Annotated in this window: 19 protein-coding genes and 1 riboswitch; of the genes, 13 read left to right on the top strand and 6 right to left on the bottom strand. The window is 72.3% G+C overall.

The genetic code is table 11. From position 1 onward, the window contains the following. Nucleotides 1–21: 21 nt before the first annotated feature. From HQ603_RS00750 to HQ603_RS00740, 3 genes are read left to right on the top strand one after another with little or no spacing between them, the layout of a single operon-like run. Complete coding sequence (locus tag HQ603_RS00750; RefSeq protein ID WP_222682493.1) at nucleotides 22–1,155, top strand: serine hydrolase; 1,134 nt, start codon at nucleotides 22–24, stop codon at nucleotides 1,153–1,155. Then, entirely contained in the window at nucleotides 1,152–1,619 is a 468-nt protein-coding gene (locus tag HQ603_RS00745) for an ArsR/SmtB family transcription factor (protein WP_222682492.1), read from the top strand. The genes HQ603_RS00750 and HQ603_RS00745 overlap by 4 nt, the downstream gene beginning before the upstream one ends. A gap of 18 nt (nucleotides 1,620–1,637) precedes the next feature. Then, nucleotides 1,638–2,066, top strand: a complete 429-nt coding sequence (locus HQ603_RS00740) for an HIT family protein (protein ID WP_222682491.1) — start codon at nucleotides 1,638–1,640, stop codon at nucleotides 2,064–2,066. Here HQ603_RS00740 and HQ603_RS00735 read toward each other — a convergent pair. Continuing rightward, nucleotides 2,014–2,922 (bottom strand): LysR family transcriptional regulator ArgP, encoded by a 909-nt coding sequence (locus HQ603_RS00735; RefSeq protein ID WP_222682490.1) that lies wholly within the window; start codon nucleotides 2,920–2,922, stop codon nucleotides 2,014–2,016. The two genes, HQ603_RS00740 and HQ603_RS00735, sit on opposite strands and share 53 nt — an antisense overlap. Before the next feature lie 77 nt (nucleotides 2,923–2,999). Here HQ603_RS00735 and HQ603_RS00730 point away from each other — a divergent pair, with 77 nt between their 5' ends. From HQ603_RS00730 to HQ603_RS00720, 3 genes are all read left to right on the top strand, one after another. After that, the gene (locus HQ603_RS00730; protein ID WP_308126293.1) at nucleotides 3,000–3,605 is read left to right on the top strand and encodes a LysE/ArgO family amino acid transporter; all 606 of its coding nucleotides are present in this window, start codon (nucleotides 3,000–3,002) and stop codon (nucleotides 3,603–3,605) included. A 23-nt stretch (nucleotides 3,606–3,628) separates the two neighbouring features. Next, a riboswitch (guanidine-III (ykkC-III) riboswitch) is annotated at nucleotides 3,629–3,693 on the top strand. A 9-nt stretch (nucleotides 3,694–3,702) separates the two neighbouring features. After that, nucleotides 3,703–4,017 carry a DMT family transporter gene (locus HQ603_RS00725; protein ID WP_222682488.1) on the top strand — a complete coding sequence of 105 codons (315 nt, stop codon included), beginning with the start codon at nucleotides 3,703–3,705 and terminating at the stop codon, nucleotides 4,015–4,017. A gap of 64 nt (nucleotides 4,018–4,081) precedes the next feature. Beyond that, a complete protein-coding gene (locus HQ603_RS00720; protein ID WP_222682487.1) occupies nucleotides 4,082–4,954 on the top strand; it encodes an ABC transporter in 873 nt (290 codons plus the stop codon). Between the two features lie 43 nt (nucleotides 4,955–4,997). On the opposite strand, the gene HQ603_RS00715 is transcribed toward HQ603_RS00720, so the two are convergent. Continuing rightward, nucleotides 4,998–5,375 carry an STAS domain-containing protein gene (locus tag HQ603_RS00715; RefSeq protein WP_222682486.1) on the bottom strand — a complete coding sequence of 126 codons (378 nt, stop codon included), beginning with the start codon at nucleotides 5,373–5,375 and terminating at the stop codon, nucleotides 4,998–5,000. A gap of 93 nt (nucleotides 5,376–5,468) precedes the next feature. Between HQ603_RS00715 and HQ603_RS00710 the strand changes: the two genes are divergently transcribed. The 3 genes from HQ603_RS00710 to HQ603_RS00700 all read left to right on the top strand — a co-directional run bounded on the left by HQ603_RS00710 (nucleotide 5,469) and on the right by HQ603_RS00700 (nucleotide 8,043). Further along, the gene (locus tag HQ603_RS00710; RefSeq protein WP_222682485.1) at nucleotides 5,469–5,927 is read left to right on the top strand and encodes an ATP-binding protein; all 459 of its coding nucleotides are present in this window, start codon (nucleotides 5,469–5,471) and stop codon (nucleotides 5,925–5,927) included. Next, on the top strand, nucleotides 5,924–7,147 hold the full coding sequence (locus tag HQ603_RS19065) for a PP2C family protein-serine/threonine phosphatase (protein ID WP_222682484.1): 1,224 nt from the start codon (nucleotides 5,924–5,926) through the stop codon (nucleotides 7,145–7,147). The genes HQ603_RS00710 and HQ603_RS19065 overlap by 4 nt, the downstream gene beginning before the upstream one ends. A gap of 128 nt (nucleotides 7,148–7,275) precedes the next feature. Next, a complete protein-coding gene (locus tag HQ603_RS00700; protein WP_222682483.1) occupies nucleotides 7,276–8,043 on the top strand; it encodes an anti-sigma factor in 768 nt (255 codons plus the stop codon). Nucleotides 8,044–8,407: 364 nt separating this feature from the next. Here HQ603_RS00700 and HQ603_RS00695 read toward each other — a convergent pair whose 3' ends face one another. Together HQ603_RS00695 and pruA are read right to left on the bottom strand one after the other, a co-directional pair. After that, the gene (locus HQ603_RS00695) at nucleotides 8,408–9,352 is read right to left on the bottom strand and encodes a proline dehydrogenase family protein (protein ID WP_222682482.1); all 945 of its coding nucleotides are present in this window, start codon (nucleotides 9,350–9,352) and stop codon (nucleotides 8,408–8,410) included. Further along, the gene (pruA, locus tag HQ603_RS00690; protein WP_222682481.1) at nucleotides 9,352–10,992 is read right to left on the bottom strand and encodes an L-glutamate gamma-semialdehyde dehydrogenase; all 1,641 of its coding nucleotides are present in this window, start codon (nucleotides 10,990–10,992) and stop codon (nucleotides 9,352–9,354) included. Before pruA ends, HQ603_RS00695 begins: the two co-directional genes overlap by 1 nt. Nucleotides 10,993–11,131: 139 nt before the next feature. On the opposite strand from pruA, the gene HQ603_RS00685 reads away from it, so the two are divergent. Then, entirely contained in the window at nucleotides 11,132–12,751 is a 1,620-nt protein-coding gene (locus HQ603_RS00685; protein WP_222682480.1) for a PucR family transcriptional regulator, read from the top strand. Here the strand turns inward: HQ603_RS00685 and HQ603_RS00680 are convergent. Together HQ603_RS00680 and HQ603_RS00675 are read right to left on the bottom strand one after the other, a co-directional pair. After that, the gene (locus HQ603_RS00680) at nucleotides 12,739–13,371 is read right to left on the bottom strand and encodes a DUF2461 domain-containing protein (RefSeq protein WP_222682479.1); all 633 of its coding nucleotides are present in this window, start codon (nucleotides 13,369–13,371) and stop codon (nucleotides 12,739–12,741) included. The two genes, HQ603_RS00685 and HQ603_RS00680, sit on opposite strands and share 13 nt — an antisense overlap. Nucleotides 13,372–13,395: 24 nt before the next feature. Then, nucleotides 13,396–14,535: an acyl-CoA dehydrogenase family protein gene (locus HQ603_RS00675; RefSeq protein ID WP_222682478.1), complete on the bottom strand. Its 1,140-nt coding sequence runs from the start codon at nucleotides 14,533–14,535 to the stop codon at nucleotides 13,396–13,398. 122 nt (nucleotides 14,536–14,657) lie between these two features. Between HQ603_RS00675 and HQ603_RS00670 the strand changes: the two genes are divergently transcribed. From HQ603_RS00670 to HQ603_RS00660, 3 genes are all read left to right on the top strand, one after another. Then, nucleotides 14,658–15,251 (top strand): TetR/AcrR family transcriptional regulator, encoded by a 594-nt coding sequence (locus HQ603_RS00670; RefSeq protein WP_222682477.1) that lies wholly within the window; start codon nucleotides 14,658–14,660, stop codon nucleotides 15,249–15,251. Between the two features lie 81 nt (nucleotides 15,252–15,332). Next, a complete protein-coding gene (locus HQ603_RS00665) occupies nucleotides 15,333–15,827 on the top strand; it encodes a VOC family protein (protein ID WP_308126292.1) in 495 nt (164 codons plus the stop codon). A gap of 51 nt (nucleotides 15,828–15,878) precedes the next feature. Continuing rightward, nucleotides 15,879–16,556, top strand: coding sequence for a phosphodiesterase (locus tag HQ603_RS00660; protein WP_222682476.1), 678 nt, complete (start codon nucleotides 15,879–15,881; stop codon nucleotides 16,554–16,556). Nucleotides 16,557–16,578 lie beyond the last annotated feature (22 nt).

The following is a 16,578-nucleotide window of genomic DNA, read 5'->3' as shown; positions in this document are numbered from 1 at the left end:
ACGAAATAACGGAGGAGTTCGATGCGCCGCTCACCGACCGCCCTGATCCTGCTGTCCCCGCTGACCGCCGTCGCCCTCGTCGTGACCGGCTGCGGGTCCGCCGAACCCGCGGCCGCCGCCCCCACCACCACGGCGGACTGCCCGGCGCCCCCGGCTGCCGGATTCGACACCCCCGACGGCTGGATCGGACTGGCCGCGGAGCGCCCGGACGACGTCGCGTTCGTCGTCGACACCGTCGACACCGGCGACACCGGCGACACAGCCGACATCCCCGTCGAGGCACACGCCGACCGCGACCAGCCGCTGGCCAGCGCCGTGAAAGTGGTCCACCTGATCGCCTACGCGCGTGCCGTCGCCGACGGCACACTGAACCCCGACGAGCAGGTCCCCCTGCTCGACTGGCAGCGCTGGTACGCGCCCGGCACCGACGGCGGCGCCCACATCGCCGCCCTGAACCGACTGGGCATCGCGAACGACGGGATCAGCCCGTTCGACCCGGCCGCGACCGTGCGTCTCGACGACATGGTCTCGGCGATGGTCCGCGAATCGGACAACGGCGTCCCGGACTACCTGCGGTATCGACTCGGCGACGACGCTCTCCGCGCCGCGGCGTCGGCTGCCGGGTGGACGGACTTCACTCCGCCGACCCTCGTCGGCACCAACCTCGGGGCGCTCGATCCGACCGTCGACCGCGACCACCTGTGGTCGCTCGCCCAGCGTTTCGCCTTCGACGCCGACTTCCGCGCCGGCTACGCCCAGAACGTCACGCCGCCGGACGAGGCCGCGATTCTCGAGTACTACGACCGCTACGGTCCGCGCGGATCGGCCGACGATCTCGCCCGCGTCTACCGGGCCGTCGCCGACGGATCGCTCGGCGCCGGCGTCGACGACGTCCGTCGTCACCTCGAGTACCAGTCCGCCCCGGAGCCCTTCACGGCCATGGGATTCAAGGGCGGCAACCTGCCGGGCGTGCTCACCCACGGCTTCGAGTTCCGCGGCGACGACGGCCGGACCGCCGTCGTGGTCTGGCTGACGCACGGCCTGGACGCGGCGGACTACGGTGCGGCCATGGAGAACCTCGCCGCCCACCAGCAGCTGCTGATCGACGCGGCCACCGACCCCGCCGTCGCACCCCGGTTGGCGTGCGTGGCGTGAGCGAGCTCGCCGACCGGCTCGCGGCGCTCGAGGCGCGCGTCGCGGCCCTGGAGTCGGCCGGCGCCACGGCCGAGTCGGATCCGCCGCCGTCCACCGGCGGCGCGGTCGGCTACTCGGGGGACGTGCACCTGGCGGGCGACGTCTCGTGGTCGATCTCCTACTCCCCCGACGGAGTGCTCGGGTTGCCCCCCGAGCGCTCCGTCGAGGTGCTGGCGGCACTCGGTCATCCGGTGCGCTTCGCGATCGTGCGCGCCCTGCTGCGCGGACCGATGTCGGCGACGGCGCTGCAGGACACCGTCGACGCCTCGTCGGCGGGCCGGCTCTACCACCACCTGAAGGCCCTCACCGGCGCACGCATCGTCGATCAGCACGCGCGCGGCGACTACCGGCTGGCGCCGTCCACGGTCGTGCCCGCGTTGGTGCTGATGCTGGCGTCCGCCGACATCGCGGGCGAGGTGCGCTGAGCGCCTAGGCTCACGCTCATGGCAACCCTCTTCTCGTCGATCATCGCCGGCGACATCCCCGGTCGCTTCGTCTGGGAGGACGACGACGTCGTCGCGTTCCTCACCATCGCCCCCGTCACGCAGGGCCACACGCTGGTGGTCCCCCGCGCCGAGATCGACCAGTGGCAGGACGTCGACCCCGCGACGTTCGGCTCCCTGACCGGCGTCGCCCAGACCGTCGGCAAGGCGGTCCGGTCGGCGTTCGACGCGCCGCGCGCCGGGTTGCTGATCGCCGGTCTCGAGGTCCCGCACCTGCACCTGCACGTCTTCCCCGCCTACGACATGGGCAACTTCGACATCTCCGGCGCCGACCCGTCGCCGACGGCGGAGTCGCTGGACGAGGCGCAGGAGAAGATCAAGGCCGCGCTGACGGCCCTCGGGCACGGTCGGCACGTCCCGACGCGCTGACCGCGACGAGCGTACGGGCGGCCTCGTCCCGGATCGCCCTGCCGACGGCGTCGAGAGCCGGGGACGACAATGTCCACTGCTGCCAGAACAGCGGCACGTCGAGGACGGAGTCGTCGAGCTCCACGAGCGCGTGATCGCCGCGTTGCGGGTCCGGCACCATGCCCCATCCGAAGCCCGCGGCGACAGCGTCCGTGAACTCCGCGGACGACGGAACCCGGTGGCGGAGAACTTCGGTCGGATCCACGCCCCGTGATGCCAGCCAGCGGTCCTGCAGGGTGTCCTCCTCGTCGAAGACCACCGTGTGCGCCCGCGCCAACGACGCCGCGTCGACCCCCTTCGCGAACCACCGGGCCATCGCGGTCGGCGCGGCGCACGGGCGGTAGCGGAGCGCACCGAGCGGAACCACCGAGCATCCACGCACCGCCCGATCGTCCGCCGTCACCGCCGCGGTGACCGATCCGTCGCGCAGGAGGTCGGACGTGCGGTTCTCGTCCTCGCGGCGGAGGTCGAGCAGCACCGTCCCGGCGAGCGGGGCGAGCGCCGGGACTATCCACGTCGCGAGCGAGTCCGCGTTGACGGCGACACTCACGCGTGGAGTGCCGTCGGTCGGATGCACGTCCTGCAGAGCTGCGTCGGTGAGCGTGCGAATCTGGCGGGCCAGTCGCAGCATCACCGTGCCGGAATCCGTCGCGCGCACCGGCCGCGACCGGGCCACCAGGACGGAGCCGACGTCCTGCTCCAGCGCGCGGATGCGCTGGCTGATCGCCGACGGAGTGACGTGAAGCTCTCGCGCCGCCGCGTCGAACGACCCCAGATCCACCACGGCGCGCAGGGCCTCGAGCTGCTCGGATTGCATTCGATGAAGCTACACTTACGCAATCGCAGAAACATGAACTGGACTGCATTGGTGTGGCTCTCCTAGCGTTCTTCGCTGTGACCTCCTTCGCGCTCGGTGTCGGCATCGGGCTCTCCCTCATCGTCGCCATCGGCGCGCAGAACGCCTTCGTGCTGCGCCAGGGCATCGCCCGCCGGCACGTCGGGCTGGTCGTCGCGATCTGCGCGCTGTCCGACGCCGTCCTCATCACCGCGGGGGTGGCCGGGGTGGGCGCCGTGGTCGAGCGCGTTCCCGCCGTCGTCACGGTCGTCACCGTCGCGGGGGCGGTGTTCCTCCTGGCCTACGGGGCGCTCGCGTTCCGCCGCGCGCTGCGCCCCTCGGCTCTGGTGCTCGGCGAGGATCGCGCCGCGGTGTCGGCCCGGACCGTCGCCCTGACCGCGCTGGCCCTCACGTGGCTCAACCCCCACGTGTACCTGGACACGATGGTGTTCCTCGGCTCGGTCGCCAACCGTGAAACCGGTTCGGGCCGATGGCTGTTCGCCGGCGGTGCCGTTCTGGCGAGCCTCGTGTGGTTCACCGCCCTCGGTGTCGGTGCCCGGTTCCTGAGCCCGATCTTCGCGCGCCCCGGGGCCTGGCGTGTGCTCGACGCGGCGGTGGGTGCGGTGATGGTGGCCATCGCGGCGGTGTTGATCGCCGGGCTCTGAATTCCCCGCTTGCTACCGTGGGACGAAGCCCGTGCACGACGGGCCCGGACGAGCGCACCGTACCCGGCAGGCGACAAGACGGTGCAGGAGAGTCGTCATGGCATGGATCGTCCTGGTGGTGTCCGGAGTCCTCGAGGCCGTGTGGGCCACCGCCCTCGGCAAGTCGGAGGGCTTCACCCGTCTCGCTCCGACGGCCGTCTTCGGAATCGCGCTGGTTCTCAGCATGATCGGGCTCGCCGTCGCGATGCGCACCATTCCCACCGGCACCGCCTACGCGGTCTGGGTGGGCATCGGGGCGGCCCTGACCGTCGTCTACGCGATGGCCACCGGCACCGAGTCGGCGTCGCTGCTGCGTATCGCACTGATCCTCGGACTGGTGGGGTGCGTCATCGGGCTGAAGCTGGCTCACTAGCAGCGACCACCGACTGCCCCGATTCCGCGTACTGCCGGTGTGCACCAGCGGTTACAGTGACCGCATGAACTGGGTGTCCGCAGTGACGATGCCGGTGCGGGTGGGCCTCGCTGTCGCCGAATCCGCTGTCGGCGTTGCCGAGTCGGCCGTCGCGACCACCCGCATGGCCCTCGCGGCGGGTGCCTCCGGATCGCTGGACGCCGTCGCGCTGGCCAGCCCCCGCGGTGGGCCGCTGCAGTTGCTGACCCAGCTGGCGGAACTGACGTCGGACGACCGCGCGCTCGGACACGCCCTGCGTCCCGGCGGGCCGCTGGACCGACTGCTCGAGCCGGGCGGTGCGGTCGACCGGTTGACCAGCCGTGGCGGCACCCTGGACCGTCTGCTCGAGCCCGGCGGACCGCTCGAGCGGATCATGGCGGAGGACGGGCCGCTGGTGCGCATCCTCGCCGAGGACGGCCCCCTCGATCGGCTGCTGGCGGAGGGCGGGCTGCTCGACCGGATGACCGCTCCCGAGGGCCCGCTGGAGCGTCTCACCGCCGCCGAGGGCCCGCTCGAACTGCTCACCAAGCAGGACGGCGTTCTCGAGACGTTGATGCGGGAGGACGGCGTCGTCGATCGGGCGATCCGGGACGGCGGCCTGGTGGAGACCCTGATCGGCGACGACGGCGCCATCGCCCGGCTCACCGCGAAGAACGGCCCGCTCGATCAGCTGGTCACGGTGGCCGAGTCGCTCAGCTCGCTGGCGCCGAACCTCGAGCGCATGAGCGTGAGCGTGGAGATCCTGCAGGACACGGTCGACGTCCTCGCCGCCGCGGTCAACCCGCTGGGCGAGTTGGTGGGCAAGCTGCCGAGTCGATGGGTGAAGTCCCGCGGCGCCGTCGAGCCGCGGACGGGTGAGGTGCGCGGCGCGCTGAAGGGCCCCGCCGTCGGGCGCTGACCCGCGCGCCGAATCCTGTGCAGAAGTCCGCGTCCAGCGCGGATTACTGCACAGAAGTACCGGAGCGAACCGCCTCGACGGCCGTCGCCCGGTCCGGCCACGACTGCGCTTCGCGGTCGAGCCCGCTGAGGGTGATCGGTCGCCGCGCGGCGGGATGCGGCGCGACGAACGCCGTGGTGACACCCGCCGGCACGTGTCCCAGGGTGCGCAGGAGCACGGTGATGCCGCTCGAGGACAGGAACGTCACCCCGGCGAGATCGACGACGAGTCCACCGCGCGCCGAGGAGGCGGCCTCGAACGCGGCGTCGGCCAGTCGGCGCGACGAGATCATGTCGACCTCCCCGTCGACGACGACGACGGGGACCCCGTCCTCGTCGGTCACGGTGACGTCGAAGGCGCCACGCGTCGGGCTGTCGGTCATGATGGCGACGTTACATCGGTCGCGTCGCGGCGCGGACGATGCGTGTCGGTCGGTGACCGATGACGACGGCCGACGATGGGGTACAGGACTTTCATGGACAGCGCTCGAGGAACACGGATCGACCACCGGAGCACGAACGGGGTCGGTTCGTCGTCGTGGGCCCAGTCCGACGTCGCCACGGCCGAGACCGCGCGACACCTGCGCACGACGATGGCGGCGTGGCTCGAGACGCGACCGGTCGGCGACCTGCGCAACGACATCGTCCTGGCGATGTACGAGGCCGTCGCCAACAGCGTCGAGCACGCGTACGACGACGCGGAGCCCGGCCCGGTCACGGTGACCGCCACGCACGAGGCGGACGCGCTGACGGTCACGGTGACCGACGGCGGCGTGTGGCGCGAACCCACCGAACGACCGCTGCGCGGACACGGGCTGGGGCTGCTGCGGGCGGTCGCCGATTCCGTCGCCGTGGAGCACGACGGTCCGCAAGGCACCACCGTCACCATGATCTGGGATCTGGGGGACACTCGGCCGCGAGGTTCCGTATCGTGACCGCGTCGCCCACGGAGTACCCCGACCTGGCGGACTACCTCGAGACCGCTCCGCTGGCGTTCTACGCCGTGCGCGCCGACGATCGCACCGTCGCCTGGGCCAACGCCGCCGCGCGTCGACTGGCGGATCCGCCCGCGACCGTGACGGGCACCCCCTTCCGCGACCTGTTCGACGTGGCCGACGGCCCCGTTCTCGCCGCGCTGCTGTCCGCCGCCCCGAGCAGCGCGGACGCGTCGCCCGCGGTGGCCACCGCGCGCGTTCGCACTCCGTCCGGCGCGAGGAGCACGCACCTCAGCGCGAACGTCGGCCGAGACGGCACCGTTCGCGTGGCCGCCGTGATGTCCGAGAGCGACCGGTCGCGGGACCGCGCCCTGGCCGACGCGTTGTCGGACCGCTCGGCGGCCGCGGCGGCGTTGACGCGATCGCGGGACGCCCTGGTCGCCTCGGAGCGGGCGCGGGCCAGCGAGAACCTCGAGGGTGCTCAGGTGCGGTCGTTGGCGACGGTGCTGCAGCGCACCCTGTTGCCCCCGGTCCTGGCCTCCCCGCCGGGCATGGAGACCGCCGCGTACTACCACCACGCGTCTCCGGACGAGGTCGGCGGCGACTTCTACGACGTGTTCCCGCTGGACGGCGAGGCCTGGGGATTCTTCCTCGGCGACGTCAGCGGCAAGGGTGCCGGCGCCGCGGCCGTCACCTCGCTCACCCGCTACACGCTGCGGGCGGCGGCCGTCTTCGACCGCGACCCGATCGCCGTGCTGCAGAACCTCAACACCGTGCTGCTTCCCGAGTTCCGCGGCGACGATCCGCGGTTCTGCACCGTGGTCTACGGCACCGTGGTGCCGTCCGCCGACGGCGCCGTGGTCGACCTGGCCGGCGGTGGACACCCGCCGCCCCTGCACGTGCGGGCCGACGGCAGCGCTCGGTACGTCGACGATCTGCTCGGCGGCCAGTTGGTGGGGGGCCTGCCCACGCCGCACTTCACCTCGCACCGGCTGACCCTGTCCCCGGGGGACGTGCTGTTCCTCTACTCGGACGGTGTCACCGAGGCGCGCGTCGCCGGCGGCCGGTACGACGACAGCGGTGACCTGCTCACCTACGTGTCCGCGGCGGCACCGACCACGGCGACCGACCTCGTCGAGCGGGTCACCGCGCTCGTCGACGGCTTCGGTGACGGACTCCAGGACGACGCCGCGCTGCTCGCCCTCGGCCTCCCCCGGTAGGTGTCGGTCCCATCCGGCCGGGCGAGGAGTCCGAATACCGGGTGACCAGCAGGAGAGACGTGGGTAGGACGCCGGGTCCGAGCGCCGCCTCGACCTGACCACACGTCGTCACCGGGAGGACGTCCGTGATGAACGACCGTGCGCCGCGTTCCGACGGACGCCGGTTCGTCGGATCCCGACGCGAACCCGACCCGGACCTGATCGATCTCGCCTACCTGTGCGCACTGGACGCGATGTCCGCGTCGGAGCGGTTCGAGACGATGACGCGACTCGGCGAGGACGACGTCACCCGGCGGCGATTCGACGAGATCGTGCGGGACATCCGCGAGACGATGGCGATCTCCGCGTACACGACCGACACCCCCGCTCCCCCCGATCTGCGGACCCGCATTCTCGGCGCGGCGGCGGACACCGCCCAGGTCGCCCCGGACGGCACCCCCGCACCCGTCGTCGTCCCCTTCCGCGCCGGTGAGTCCCGACGGGCGCGTCGGATCGCGCCGCGATGGGCCGCGGCGGCGGCCGCCGCCGTCGTGGTCGTCGGCGTGGGCGGGGCGATCGCGGTCGGGACGAGCCCCGACGCCACCGCGCCGACGGCGGTGACCGCACTGGACGCACCGGTCGCCGGCGGCGGCACCCTCGAGGTCGAGTACACCCCGGGTGCGGACCGTGCCGTTCTCCACATGGACGGGGTCGACGCCCCGCCGGCCGGTTCGGTGTACCAGGTGTGGGTCATCGACGGCTCGCCCGTGTCGGTGGGCACGATGGACGCGACGACCATCGACGAGGCGGCGTCGGTGCCCGTGGCCGGGGCGTCCGCCGTGTCGATCACGGTCGAACCCACGGGCGGATCGCCCTTCCCGACGTCGGCGGCCATCGCCCGCGTCGATCTGACCTGACGGTTCGAACACGAGTTCGATTCTTGGTAGGCTGAGCCTCGGCCGAGCCCGCCGCCGCGTCGGATCTTCCGTCGTGACGTGCGAGCTCCTCGAGGAGGCGTCATGATGAACCGCCGTCGCCGCCTGCACCTCATGCCGGACGGCAACTGGCACGAGGAGTCGCCTCGCACGTGCACGAACGGTCATGTGCTGCAGGCACATTCGGTCCTGGTCGGCGCGCGGGCGTGTGGGTGCGGTATCGGTCATCACCGCACCCACCACTGCCGCACGTGCGGTGACACCGTGTTCTCCCCGCCGCTCGGGGAGACGTGTACGGACGGCACCTTCGACGGGCGGGCAGGCCGGAGGCCGGGCAGGCCGGGCACTAGCTGCGGGTGAGGAGTGACCGCAGGAAGAAGGTGAGGTTGGCCGGGCGCTCGGCGAGCCGCCGCATGAAGTACCCGTACCACTGCGTGCCGAAGGGCACGTAGACGCGGACGTGGTTGCCCGCCTCCACGAGGCGTTGCTGCTCGGCGTCCCGGATGCCGTAGAGCATCTGGTACTCCATGCTGTCGGCCGGACGGCCGGTGCGGGCGGCGGCGGCGATCATGCGCGGATCGTGGGTGGCCACCATGGGGTAGCCCTCTCCCTCGGCGAGGATGCGCAGGCACCGCTCGTAGGACGCGTCGACCTCGTCGGTGGACTGGTAGGCCACCGAGGCCGGTTCGCGGTACGCACCCTTGCACAGCCGCACGCGGGAGCCGGGCCCCGCGAGGTCGCGGCAGTCATGCTCGGTGCGGTGCAGGTACGCCTGCACCACCACGCCCAGGCTCGGGAAGTCGCGGCGCAGTTCCCGCACGATCGCGAGTGCACCGTCGGTGGTGGTGTGGTCCTCGGCGTCGACGGTCACCCAGACGCCCGCGGCGTCGGCGGCCGCGCAGATCTTCTGGGCGTTGGCCAGCGCCACCGCGTGGCCGTCGCCGGGCAGGGAACTGCCCAGCGCGGACAGCTTCAGCGAGATCTCCAGCGGCCGGATCGGCGCCGACGACGTCACCGGCAGTCCCCCGAACGCCTGCAGGAGCGAGAGGTAGGCGTCGAGGGTCGCGGTGGCCGCGGCGGCGTCGGTAGTGTCCTCGCCGAGGTGGTCGACGCTGACGTAGCGGCCGGAATCGAGCAGGTCGCGGACCGCGGTCAACACCTCGGTCTCGGTGCTGCCGGGCACGAACCGGTCGACCACCGGCCGGGTCAGCCGCGAGGTGGAGACGACGCGCTCGAGGCGCGGTGAGCGGCCGGCGGCGAGCAGGACCGGGCGCAGCGGATGCGTGGTCATCACTGAACTCCCTGGTGGGGGTAGGTGTGGTCGGTCGGCGGGACGAAGGTTTCCTTGAGCGTGCGGGCCGATGCCCAGCGCAGGAGGTTCTGCGGGGACCCCGCCTTGTCGTTGGTGCCGGAGGCGCGTGCGCCGCCGAACGGCTGTTGTCCGACGACGGCGCCGGTGGGCTTGTCGTTGACGTAGAAGTTGCCGGCGGCGAAGCGGAGGGCGTGCGAGGCCTTCTCGACGGCCGTGCGGTCGGTCGCGATGATCGACCCGGTCAGGGCGTAGCGCGAGCCGCCGTCGACGGTGCGCAGGATCTCGGCGAAGGCGTCGGGCTTCGCGTCGTCGTAGACGTGGACGGCGAGGATGGGGCCGAAGTACTCGGTGGAGAACGCCTCGTCGGTGGGGTCGTCGCCGAGCAGCACCGTGGGGTCGACGAAGAATCCCTCGCTGTCGTCGCAGGCTCCGCCGGCGGCGACGGTCAGACCGGGCACCTGCTTGGCCCGCTCGAGGGCGGCGGCGTTGCGGGCGAACGACTTCCGGTCGATCACGGCGCCGCCGAAGTTCGACAGGTCGGCCACGTCGCCGTAGCGCAACGCGGACGCGGTCTCGATCAGCTTGTCCCCCATCACCTTCCACACCGACGCGGGTACGAACGCGCGCGACGCGGCGGAGCACTTCTGCCCCTGGTAGTCGAAGGCCCCGCGGATCAACGCGGTGGTGAGGACGTCGGGATCGGCGGAGGCGTGGGCGACGACGAAGTCCTTGCCGCCGGTCTCCCCGACGAGCCGCGGGTAGGTGTCGTAGTGGGCGATGTTCTCGCCGACCGTGCGCCACAGGTGCTGGAAGGTGGCGGTGGATCCGGTGAAGTGGATGCCCGCGAGCCGGCGATCGTGGAGGGCGACCTCGGAGACGACGGGGCCGTCGCCGTGCACCAGGTTGATCACGCCCGGAGGGAGTCCGGCGGCCTCGAGCAACTGCAGCGTCAGGTAGGCGGCCACCGACTGCGTGGGCGACGGCTTCCACAGCACGGTGTTGCCCATGAGAGCGGGCGCGGTGGGCAGGTTCCCGGCGATGGCGGTGAAGTTGAAGGGCGTGACGGCGTAGACGAAGCCTTCGAGCGGCCGGTACTCGACCCGGTTCCACACGCCGGGGCTCGACACGGGCTGGTCCGCGAGGATCTGCCGGGCGAAGGCGACGTTGAAGCGCCAGAAGTCGATGAGCTCGCAGGGCGAGTCGATCTCGGCCTGGTAGGCGCTCTTCGACTGCCCGAGCATCGTGGCGGCGGCGATCGTCTCCCGCCACGGTCCGGCGAGCAGATCGGCGGCACGCAGGAACACGGCGGCGCGGTCGTCGAACGACAGGTCGCGCCACGCGGGCGCGGCGGCGGCGGCCGCGTCGATCGCGCGGGCGACGTCCTCGTGCGTGGAGTGGGCGACCGTCCCGAGCACCGCCGCGTGGCGATGCGGCTGCACCACCTCGGCGCGCTCCCCGCCGCCGTCGGTGTGCACTCCCCCGACGACCTGCTTGATCTCGGTGCGATTCGCGGACAGGTGGGTGAGCCGATCGACCAACCGGTCACGTTCCGGTGTGCCGGGGGCGTAGGTGTGCACCGGCTCGTTGGTCGGGGCGGGAACGGCGGTGACGGCGTCCACGGGTGGCCTCCAGGGGTCGGGGGGTTATGACGTGTCCCACTCCATCGCACGCACCCCGTCGGTGTATTCGGCCGATCGAACCAAGTCTCGTCCGATGCCCTGTCCGATCGAACCGAGTCCGACCGGGTACCGTCGGTCCATGGCCGTGACCCTCGACGACCTCCAGCGGACGGTGCACGCCTTCGCCGACGTCGTCGTCCCGTCGCCGCACCCGCGCGCCCGGATCGCCGTCGTGACCCTGGCGGACGCGGACGACCTCGCCGGGGAGACTGCCGCCACCGCCGACCTCTATCTCCTCGCCGGCGTGGGCGCCGACGCCGCAGCCGAGTGGTTGGCCCGGGTGCAGCCCGCACCGGTCGCGGTGCTCACCAAGGCCACGTCGCCGGAGTTGCGCACCGCCGCGCACGACGGCGGCGTCGCCCTCCTCGCCGTGCATCCGCGCTCACGCTGGGACCGCGTGTTGTCGATGGTCCGCGGCCTGCTGGACCACACGGCCGACGACCGGTCCGACGACACCGTGACCTCGGGCGCCGACACCGACCTGTACGAGTTGGCGCGCACCGTCGCCGCCCACACCCACGGACTGGTGAGCATCGAGGACGAGCATTCCCACGTGCTCGCCTACTCCGCGACCGACGACCAGGCCGACGAGCTCCGGCGCCTGTCGATCCTCGGTCGCGAGGGGCCGGCGGAGTACCTCCGCCGCCTCGAATCCTGGGGTGTCTACGACGCGGTGCGCCGCTCCGACGAGGTGGTCGACGTTCCCGGACACCCGGACCTCGGGATCGAGCGACGGTTGGTCGCCGGGATCCGTTCCGGCGGAACGGAACCGGGTTCGTCGGGCGCGACCCTGGTGGGCACCCTGTGGGTGCAGGAGGGACGACGACCGTTGACCGACGACGCCGGACCGGTGGTGCAGGGTGCGGCGGCGGTGGCCGCCCGCCTCATCGCGCGTCGTCGGGCGGCGCCCACCACCGAGGCGATGCAGATCCACCGCCTGCTGGGCCTGCGCGGCGGTGGTGTGGACGTGCCGTCGTTGGCCGCGGCGCTCTCGCTGCCCGACGGGGGACCCGCCGCGGTGATCGGCCTGACGCCGACACGACCCGGCGACGCCGCCGAGACCGCAGGACTCGCCCGGCTCGCATCGTCCGTTCGCCTGCACGCCAGCGCCTTTCACCGGTCGTCGTTGGTGACGGCGTCGGCCGACCGCATCTATGTCCTGCTACCCCGCATGCACACCGCCGAGAGCACCGCCGAGACCGTCACCGCGTGGACGGGACGGTTGCTGGAGCGACTGGACGCGCGATCACCGGTGCGACTCCGCGCCGCCGTCGCCGTGCCCGTCGACGGGCTGGCGGAGGTCGCGGCCGCCCGGGGCGAGGTGGACCGGGTGCTCGACGGAACGAGCGGCGACGCCGCCCCGGTCGCCCGCGTCACCACTCTTGCGTCGTCGCGTACGCCCGTGCTGCTGGCCGAGATCGCGCGGGTGGTCGCGGCGGACCCGACGCTGCGCGACCCTCGGTTGGACGTGCTGGTCGACTACGACCGTCGGACGTCGTCGGAACTGTGCGCGAGCGTCGCGGCGTACCTCCGGAATCCCGACGACGTGCGCCGCGCCGCGGCGGCGGTCCACGTCCATCCGAACACGTTGCGGTACCGGCTCCGTCGCGCGCAGGCACTGAGCGGACTCGACCTGACCGATCCGGACACCCGCCTGCTCACCGGCATTCAGCTGGTGCTGGGTGATCACAGGACCTGACGGCACCACTCCACCAGCGGCGCCATCTCGCGCCACGCAGCCGCCACGTGCTCGGCGCAGGCCGGCGTGGACAGCCAGGGCGGACACCCGAACTGCCGACTCACGGTCAGCGTGCGGTGACGAAGGAGGTCGATCCGTGGGTGCGTCGGAGCGACACCGCGAGGCGACGTCTTCAGCCGATCACCGCCCCGCTCGTAGCCGGCACGCTCGAGGTCGGTCACGATGCGCACCAGTTCCGAGCCACGGACGTCGTCGTCGACCGTCGCCCGGTACTGCGCGATCGCCTCGGGCGTCGCCGCGTAGAAGCCGCCGGCCACCATGAGCCCCGACGCGTCGACCTGCACGTACCACCCGGCCGACGGACCGACCGCCACGAAGACGCCCTGGTGGGTCTTGTACGGCGTCTTGTCCTTCGAGAACCGGGCGTCGCGGTGCGGCCGGAAGATCTTGGCCGGACCGAACTCCGCGAGAGCCTCGGCGAGGGCGGCCACGGGAGCCAGCACCGCCTCGTCGTAGACGTGTTTGTGCGCGGCCCAGAACGTCTTGCTGTTGTCGGCCTCTAGGTCCTCGTAGAAGTCCAGAGCCGCCTCGGGGATGCCGCCGAACGTCGGTGTGCCCATGACCGACGAGCGTACGGTCCGGCCCTACCTCGCGAGGGACCGCGAGATGACCAGCCGCTGGATCTGGTTGGTGCCCTCGAAGATCTGGGTGATCTTTGCTTCCCGCATGTATCGCTCGACGCGGAAGTCGCGGGTGTAGCCGTAGCCGCCGTGCACCTGCACCGCGTCGGTGGTGACCTTCATGGCGGCGTCGGTCGCCACCAGCTTGGCGACGGACGCCTGCCGCGAATACGGCAGGCCCGCGTCCCGGCGGCGTGCGGCGTCGAGGTAGGTCGCGCGGGCGGAATCGACCGCCGCCGCCATGTCGGCGAGAACGAAGCCCAGGCCTTGATGGTCGATGATCCTGCGGCCGAACGTCTCCCGCTCCGTCGCGTACCGCACCGCGTCGTCGAGGGCGGCCTGCGCGATCCCCACCGCGACGGCGGCGATGCCCAGGCGACCGGCGTCGAGCGCACTGAAGGCGATGGCGAGGCCCTGCCCCTCCGACCCGACCAGACGGTCGCGATCCACCCGAGCGCCGTCGTAGTGGGCCGCCGCGGTGGGGACGGCGTGCAGGCCCATCTTCTCCTCGGGCGCACCGAAACTCAGGCCCGGGGTGTCCCCCGGCACGAGGAAGCAGGAGATGCCCTTGGACCCCTCCCCGGTCCGGGCGAAGAGGGTGTAGAAGTCGGCGATGCCGCCGTGGGTGATCCACGCCTTGGCGCCGGTGATCGTGTAGCCGTCCGGCCCGGACACCGCCTTGCAGGTGAGCGCGGCGGCGTCGCTGCCGGCCTGGGGCTCGGACAGGCTGTAGGCCCCGATCGTGGTGCCGCCCAGCATCTCCGGCAGCCACCGCTGCTTCTGCTCGTCGGTCCCGAACGTGAACAGAGGGTGGCACGACAGTCCGTGAACGCTCACCGCGACGGCCACCGACGCCCACCGCGCGGCCAGCTCCTCGAGCACCTGCAGGTAGACCTCGTAGGGCTGTCCGCCGCCGCCCCACTCCTCCGGGTACGGCAGGGACAGCAACCCGGCCTCGCCCAGAGTCGCGAACAGGCCGTCGGGATAGGTCTCGGACTTCTCGTGCTCGTCGACGATCGGGTCCAGCGCCTTGTCCGCGATGTCGCGGGTCAGCTGGATCAGCTCGCGGGCCTCGTCGGTGGGCAGCAGGCGGTCGACGGCCATGGTCGGTCCTCTCGGGGCGGGGCGGGCGGTGCGAACAGGGCGGGCGGGGTGAGCAGTACTGGAATGCTCGCCTCAGTACCGTCGACAGTACTGCAGAGCGCCCTCCAGTACCATCGACGTCCGTGACCAGCGCTCATGCGACCGCCCGGCGGGCCGAGCTGTTCGATGCCGTCGTCGCCCTCTTCCTCGCGGACGGGTTCGCACACCTCACCCTCGACGAGATCGCCGGGCGGCTGCGCTGCTCGAAGTCCACGCTCTACACGCTGGCGCCCAGCAAGGACGAGCTGGTGGTCGCCGCGGTCCGCCACTTCTTCCGCGCCGCCACGGACGCCGTCGACGCGGCGGATCGCACCGCCGCGTCCGACGCCGGCGGTGAGCGCGTGACGGCCCGGCGCCTGGCCGCCTACCTCGGTGCCGTGGGCGAGGCCCTCGCGCCGGCGTCGGAGTCCTTCATGAGCGATCTCGCGGCGTTCGAGCCCACCCGCCTGGTCTACGAGCGCAACACCGCGGCGGCCGCCGAGCGCGTCCGCGCCATCGTCGACGACGGCGCGCGGGCCGGGGACGTGCGCGACGTCCACGCCACCTTCGTCGCCGACGTCGCCGCGTCGGTGATGGTGTCCATCCAGACCCGCGCCCTGGCCCGTCGCACCGGGTTGGACGACGCCACCGCCTATCGAGAACTCGCCGACCTGCTCACCCGCGCCGTCACGCGATGAATTCCGGGCCCCACTCCGGTCGACACCGGTGACACTCACCGCTGCGGGGCACCCGAGCCCCGGCCGAGACAGGAGCCCGCTGTGCCCACGATCGACTCCACCACCACCCAGAAGATCGTCCCCACCCTGTGGTTCGACGATCGGGCCGAGGAAGCCGCGCAGTTCTACGTCGACCTGTTCGGCGGATCGATCCTGCACGTCAGCCGCTACGGCGACGGCGGGCCCGGGAAGGCCGGGAGCGCTATGACCGTCGACTTCGAGCTGTTCGGGCAGCGGTTCACCGCGCTCAACGGCGGGCCGCACTTCCAGTTCACCGAGGCGATCTCGTTGGCCGTGAGCTGCGCCGATCAGGAGGAGGTGGACCGCTACTGGGACGCCCTCACGGCCGACGGCGGCGCCGAGTCGCAGTGCGCGTGGTGCAAGGACCGGTTCGGGCTGTCCTGGCAGATCGTGCCGACCCGGTTGGTGGAACTGATGAGCGACCCCGATCCGGAGAAGTCCGGCCGCGTCGTGCAGGCGATGCTGCAGATGCGCAAGATCGTCGTGGCCGACCTCGAGGCGGCCTACGCGGGCTGACTCGCGTGGGCCGGGCCGTTTCCGTTCGGCGGGGCCGGGAACTCGGGCGTCGTGACGTCTCTTCCCGCTCGTGTCCTGGCAGTCCCGTTCGGCGTGGGTTCGGCGCTCCGGCGCACCAAGCTGTTCCATCCCGACGGCGCGGTCCTGCACGGCCGGCTCGTCCGGACCGCGCCGGTCGGTCGCGGTCTGCCCCTGGACGACGCCGACGTCCTGGTCCGCCTCTCGCGGGCGATCGGACTGCCGTCGCCGGTTCCCGACGTGCCGGGGTTCGCGATGCGGGTGCCCGCGGCCGGGTCGGACACCGGGTCGTGGGACGTGCTGCTCGCGGGGGCGGGCCGGGACGTCGTCACCCGCAGCATTCCCCTCCCGGCGGCGACGTTCGCGTCGGCGTCCTTGTCGTCGCTCATGCCGCTGACCCACGGTGGTCGGCAGTGGTGGGTCGCGGCCCGGATGCCGGGCGGACCGGACACCCTGGACCCGGCGGTGGCGGCGGCGGGACTGGCGTCGGCGCCGATCACGGTGGTGCTCGAACAGTCGGCGGGCACGGGCCCGTGGGAGCCGTTGGCCGAGGTCACGCTCGATCGGGCCGAGAAGGAGGACGGGGTCGATCCGTCCTTCGACGCCATCGTGAACACCCCGCGGTCGGTGCGGCCCGGTCCCGAGTGGCTGCGCGAGTTGAGGGTGCGGGCGTACCGGGACAGCCGATACGGGCGGGGGGCGGGAGGGTGACAGCGAGGGTGACCGACCGCGG

Origin of the sequence: Rhodococcoides corynebacterioides (genome assembly GCF_019834675.1) — a bacterium.
GTDB lineage: Bacteria > Actinomycetota > Actinomycetes > Mycobacteriales > Mycobacteriaceae > Rhodococcoides > Rhodococcoides corynebacterioides_A.
Note: the sequence above shows the minus strand (reverse complement) of the source record. Positions and strands in the feature narration are given on the sequence as shown.

Excerpts from the sequence above, each read along its gene's own strand:
- HQ603_RS00700 (WP_222682483.1), top strand. The coding sequence starts at position 7,276 with ATGAACGACCGTGCGCCGCGTTCCGACGGACGCCGGTTCGTCGGATCC.
- HQ603_RS00750 (WP_222682493.1), top strand. The coding sequence starts at position 22 with ATGCGCCGCTCACCGACCGCCCTGATCCTGCTGTCCCCGCTGACCGCC.
- HQ603_RS00720 (WP_222682487.1), top strand. The coding sequence starts at position 4,082 with ATGAACTGGGTGTCCGCAGTGACGATGCCGGTGCGGGTGGGCCTCGCT.
- HQ603_RS00725 (WP_222682488.1), top strand. The coding sequence starts at position 3,703 with ATGGCATGGATCGTCCTGGTGGTGTCCGGAGTCCTCGAGGCCGTGTGG.
- HQ603_RS00685 (WP_222682480.1), top strand. The coding sequence starts at position 11,132 with ATGGCCGTGACCCTCGACGACCTCCAGCGGACGGTGCACGCCTTCGCC.
- HQ603_RS00710 (WP_222682485.1), top strand. The coding sequence starts at position 5,469 with ATGGACAGCGCTCGAGGAACACGGATCGACCACCGGAGCACGAACGGG.
- HQ603_RS00675 (WP_222682478.1), bottom strand. The coding sequence starts at position 14,535 with ATGGCCGTCGACCGCCTGCTGCCCACCGACGAGGCCCGCGAGCTGATC.
- HQ603_RS00735 (WP_222682490.1), bottom strand. The coding sequence starts at position 2,922 with ATGCAATCCGAGCAGCTCGAGGCCCTGCGCGCCGTGGTGGATCTGGGG.
- HQ603_RS00680 (WP_222682479.1), bottom strand. The coding sequence starts at position 13,371 with ATGGGCACACCGACGTTCGGCGGCATCCCCGAGGCGGCTCTGGACTTC.
- HQ603_RS00695 (WP_222682482.1), bottom strand. The coding sequence starts at position 9,352 with ATGACCACGCATCCGCTGCGCCCGGTCCTGCTCGCCGCCGGCCGCTCA.
- HQ603_RS00715 (WP_222682486.1), bottom strand. The coding sequence starts at position 5,375 with ATGACCGACAGCCCGACGCGTGGCGCCTTCGACGTCACCGTGACCGAC.
- HQ603_RS00740 (WP_222682491.1), top strand. The coding sequence starts at position 1,638 with ATGGCAACCCTCTTCTCGTCGATCATCGCCGGCGACATCCCCGGTCGC.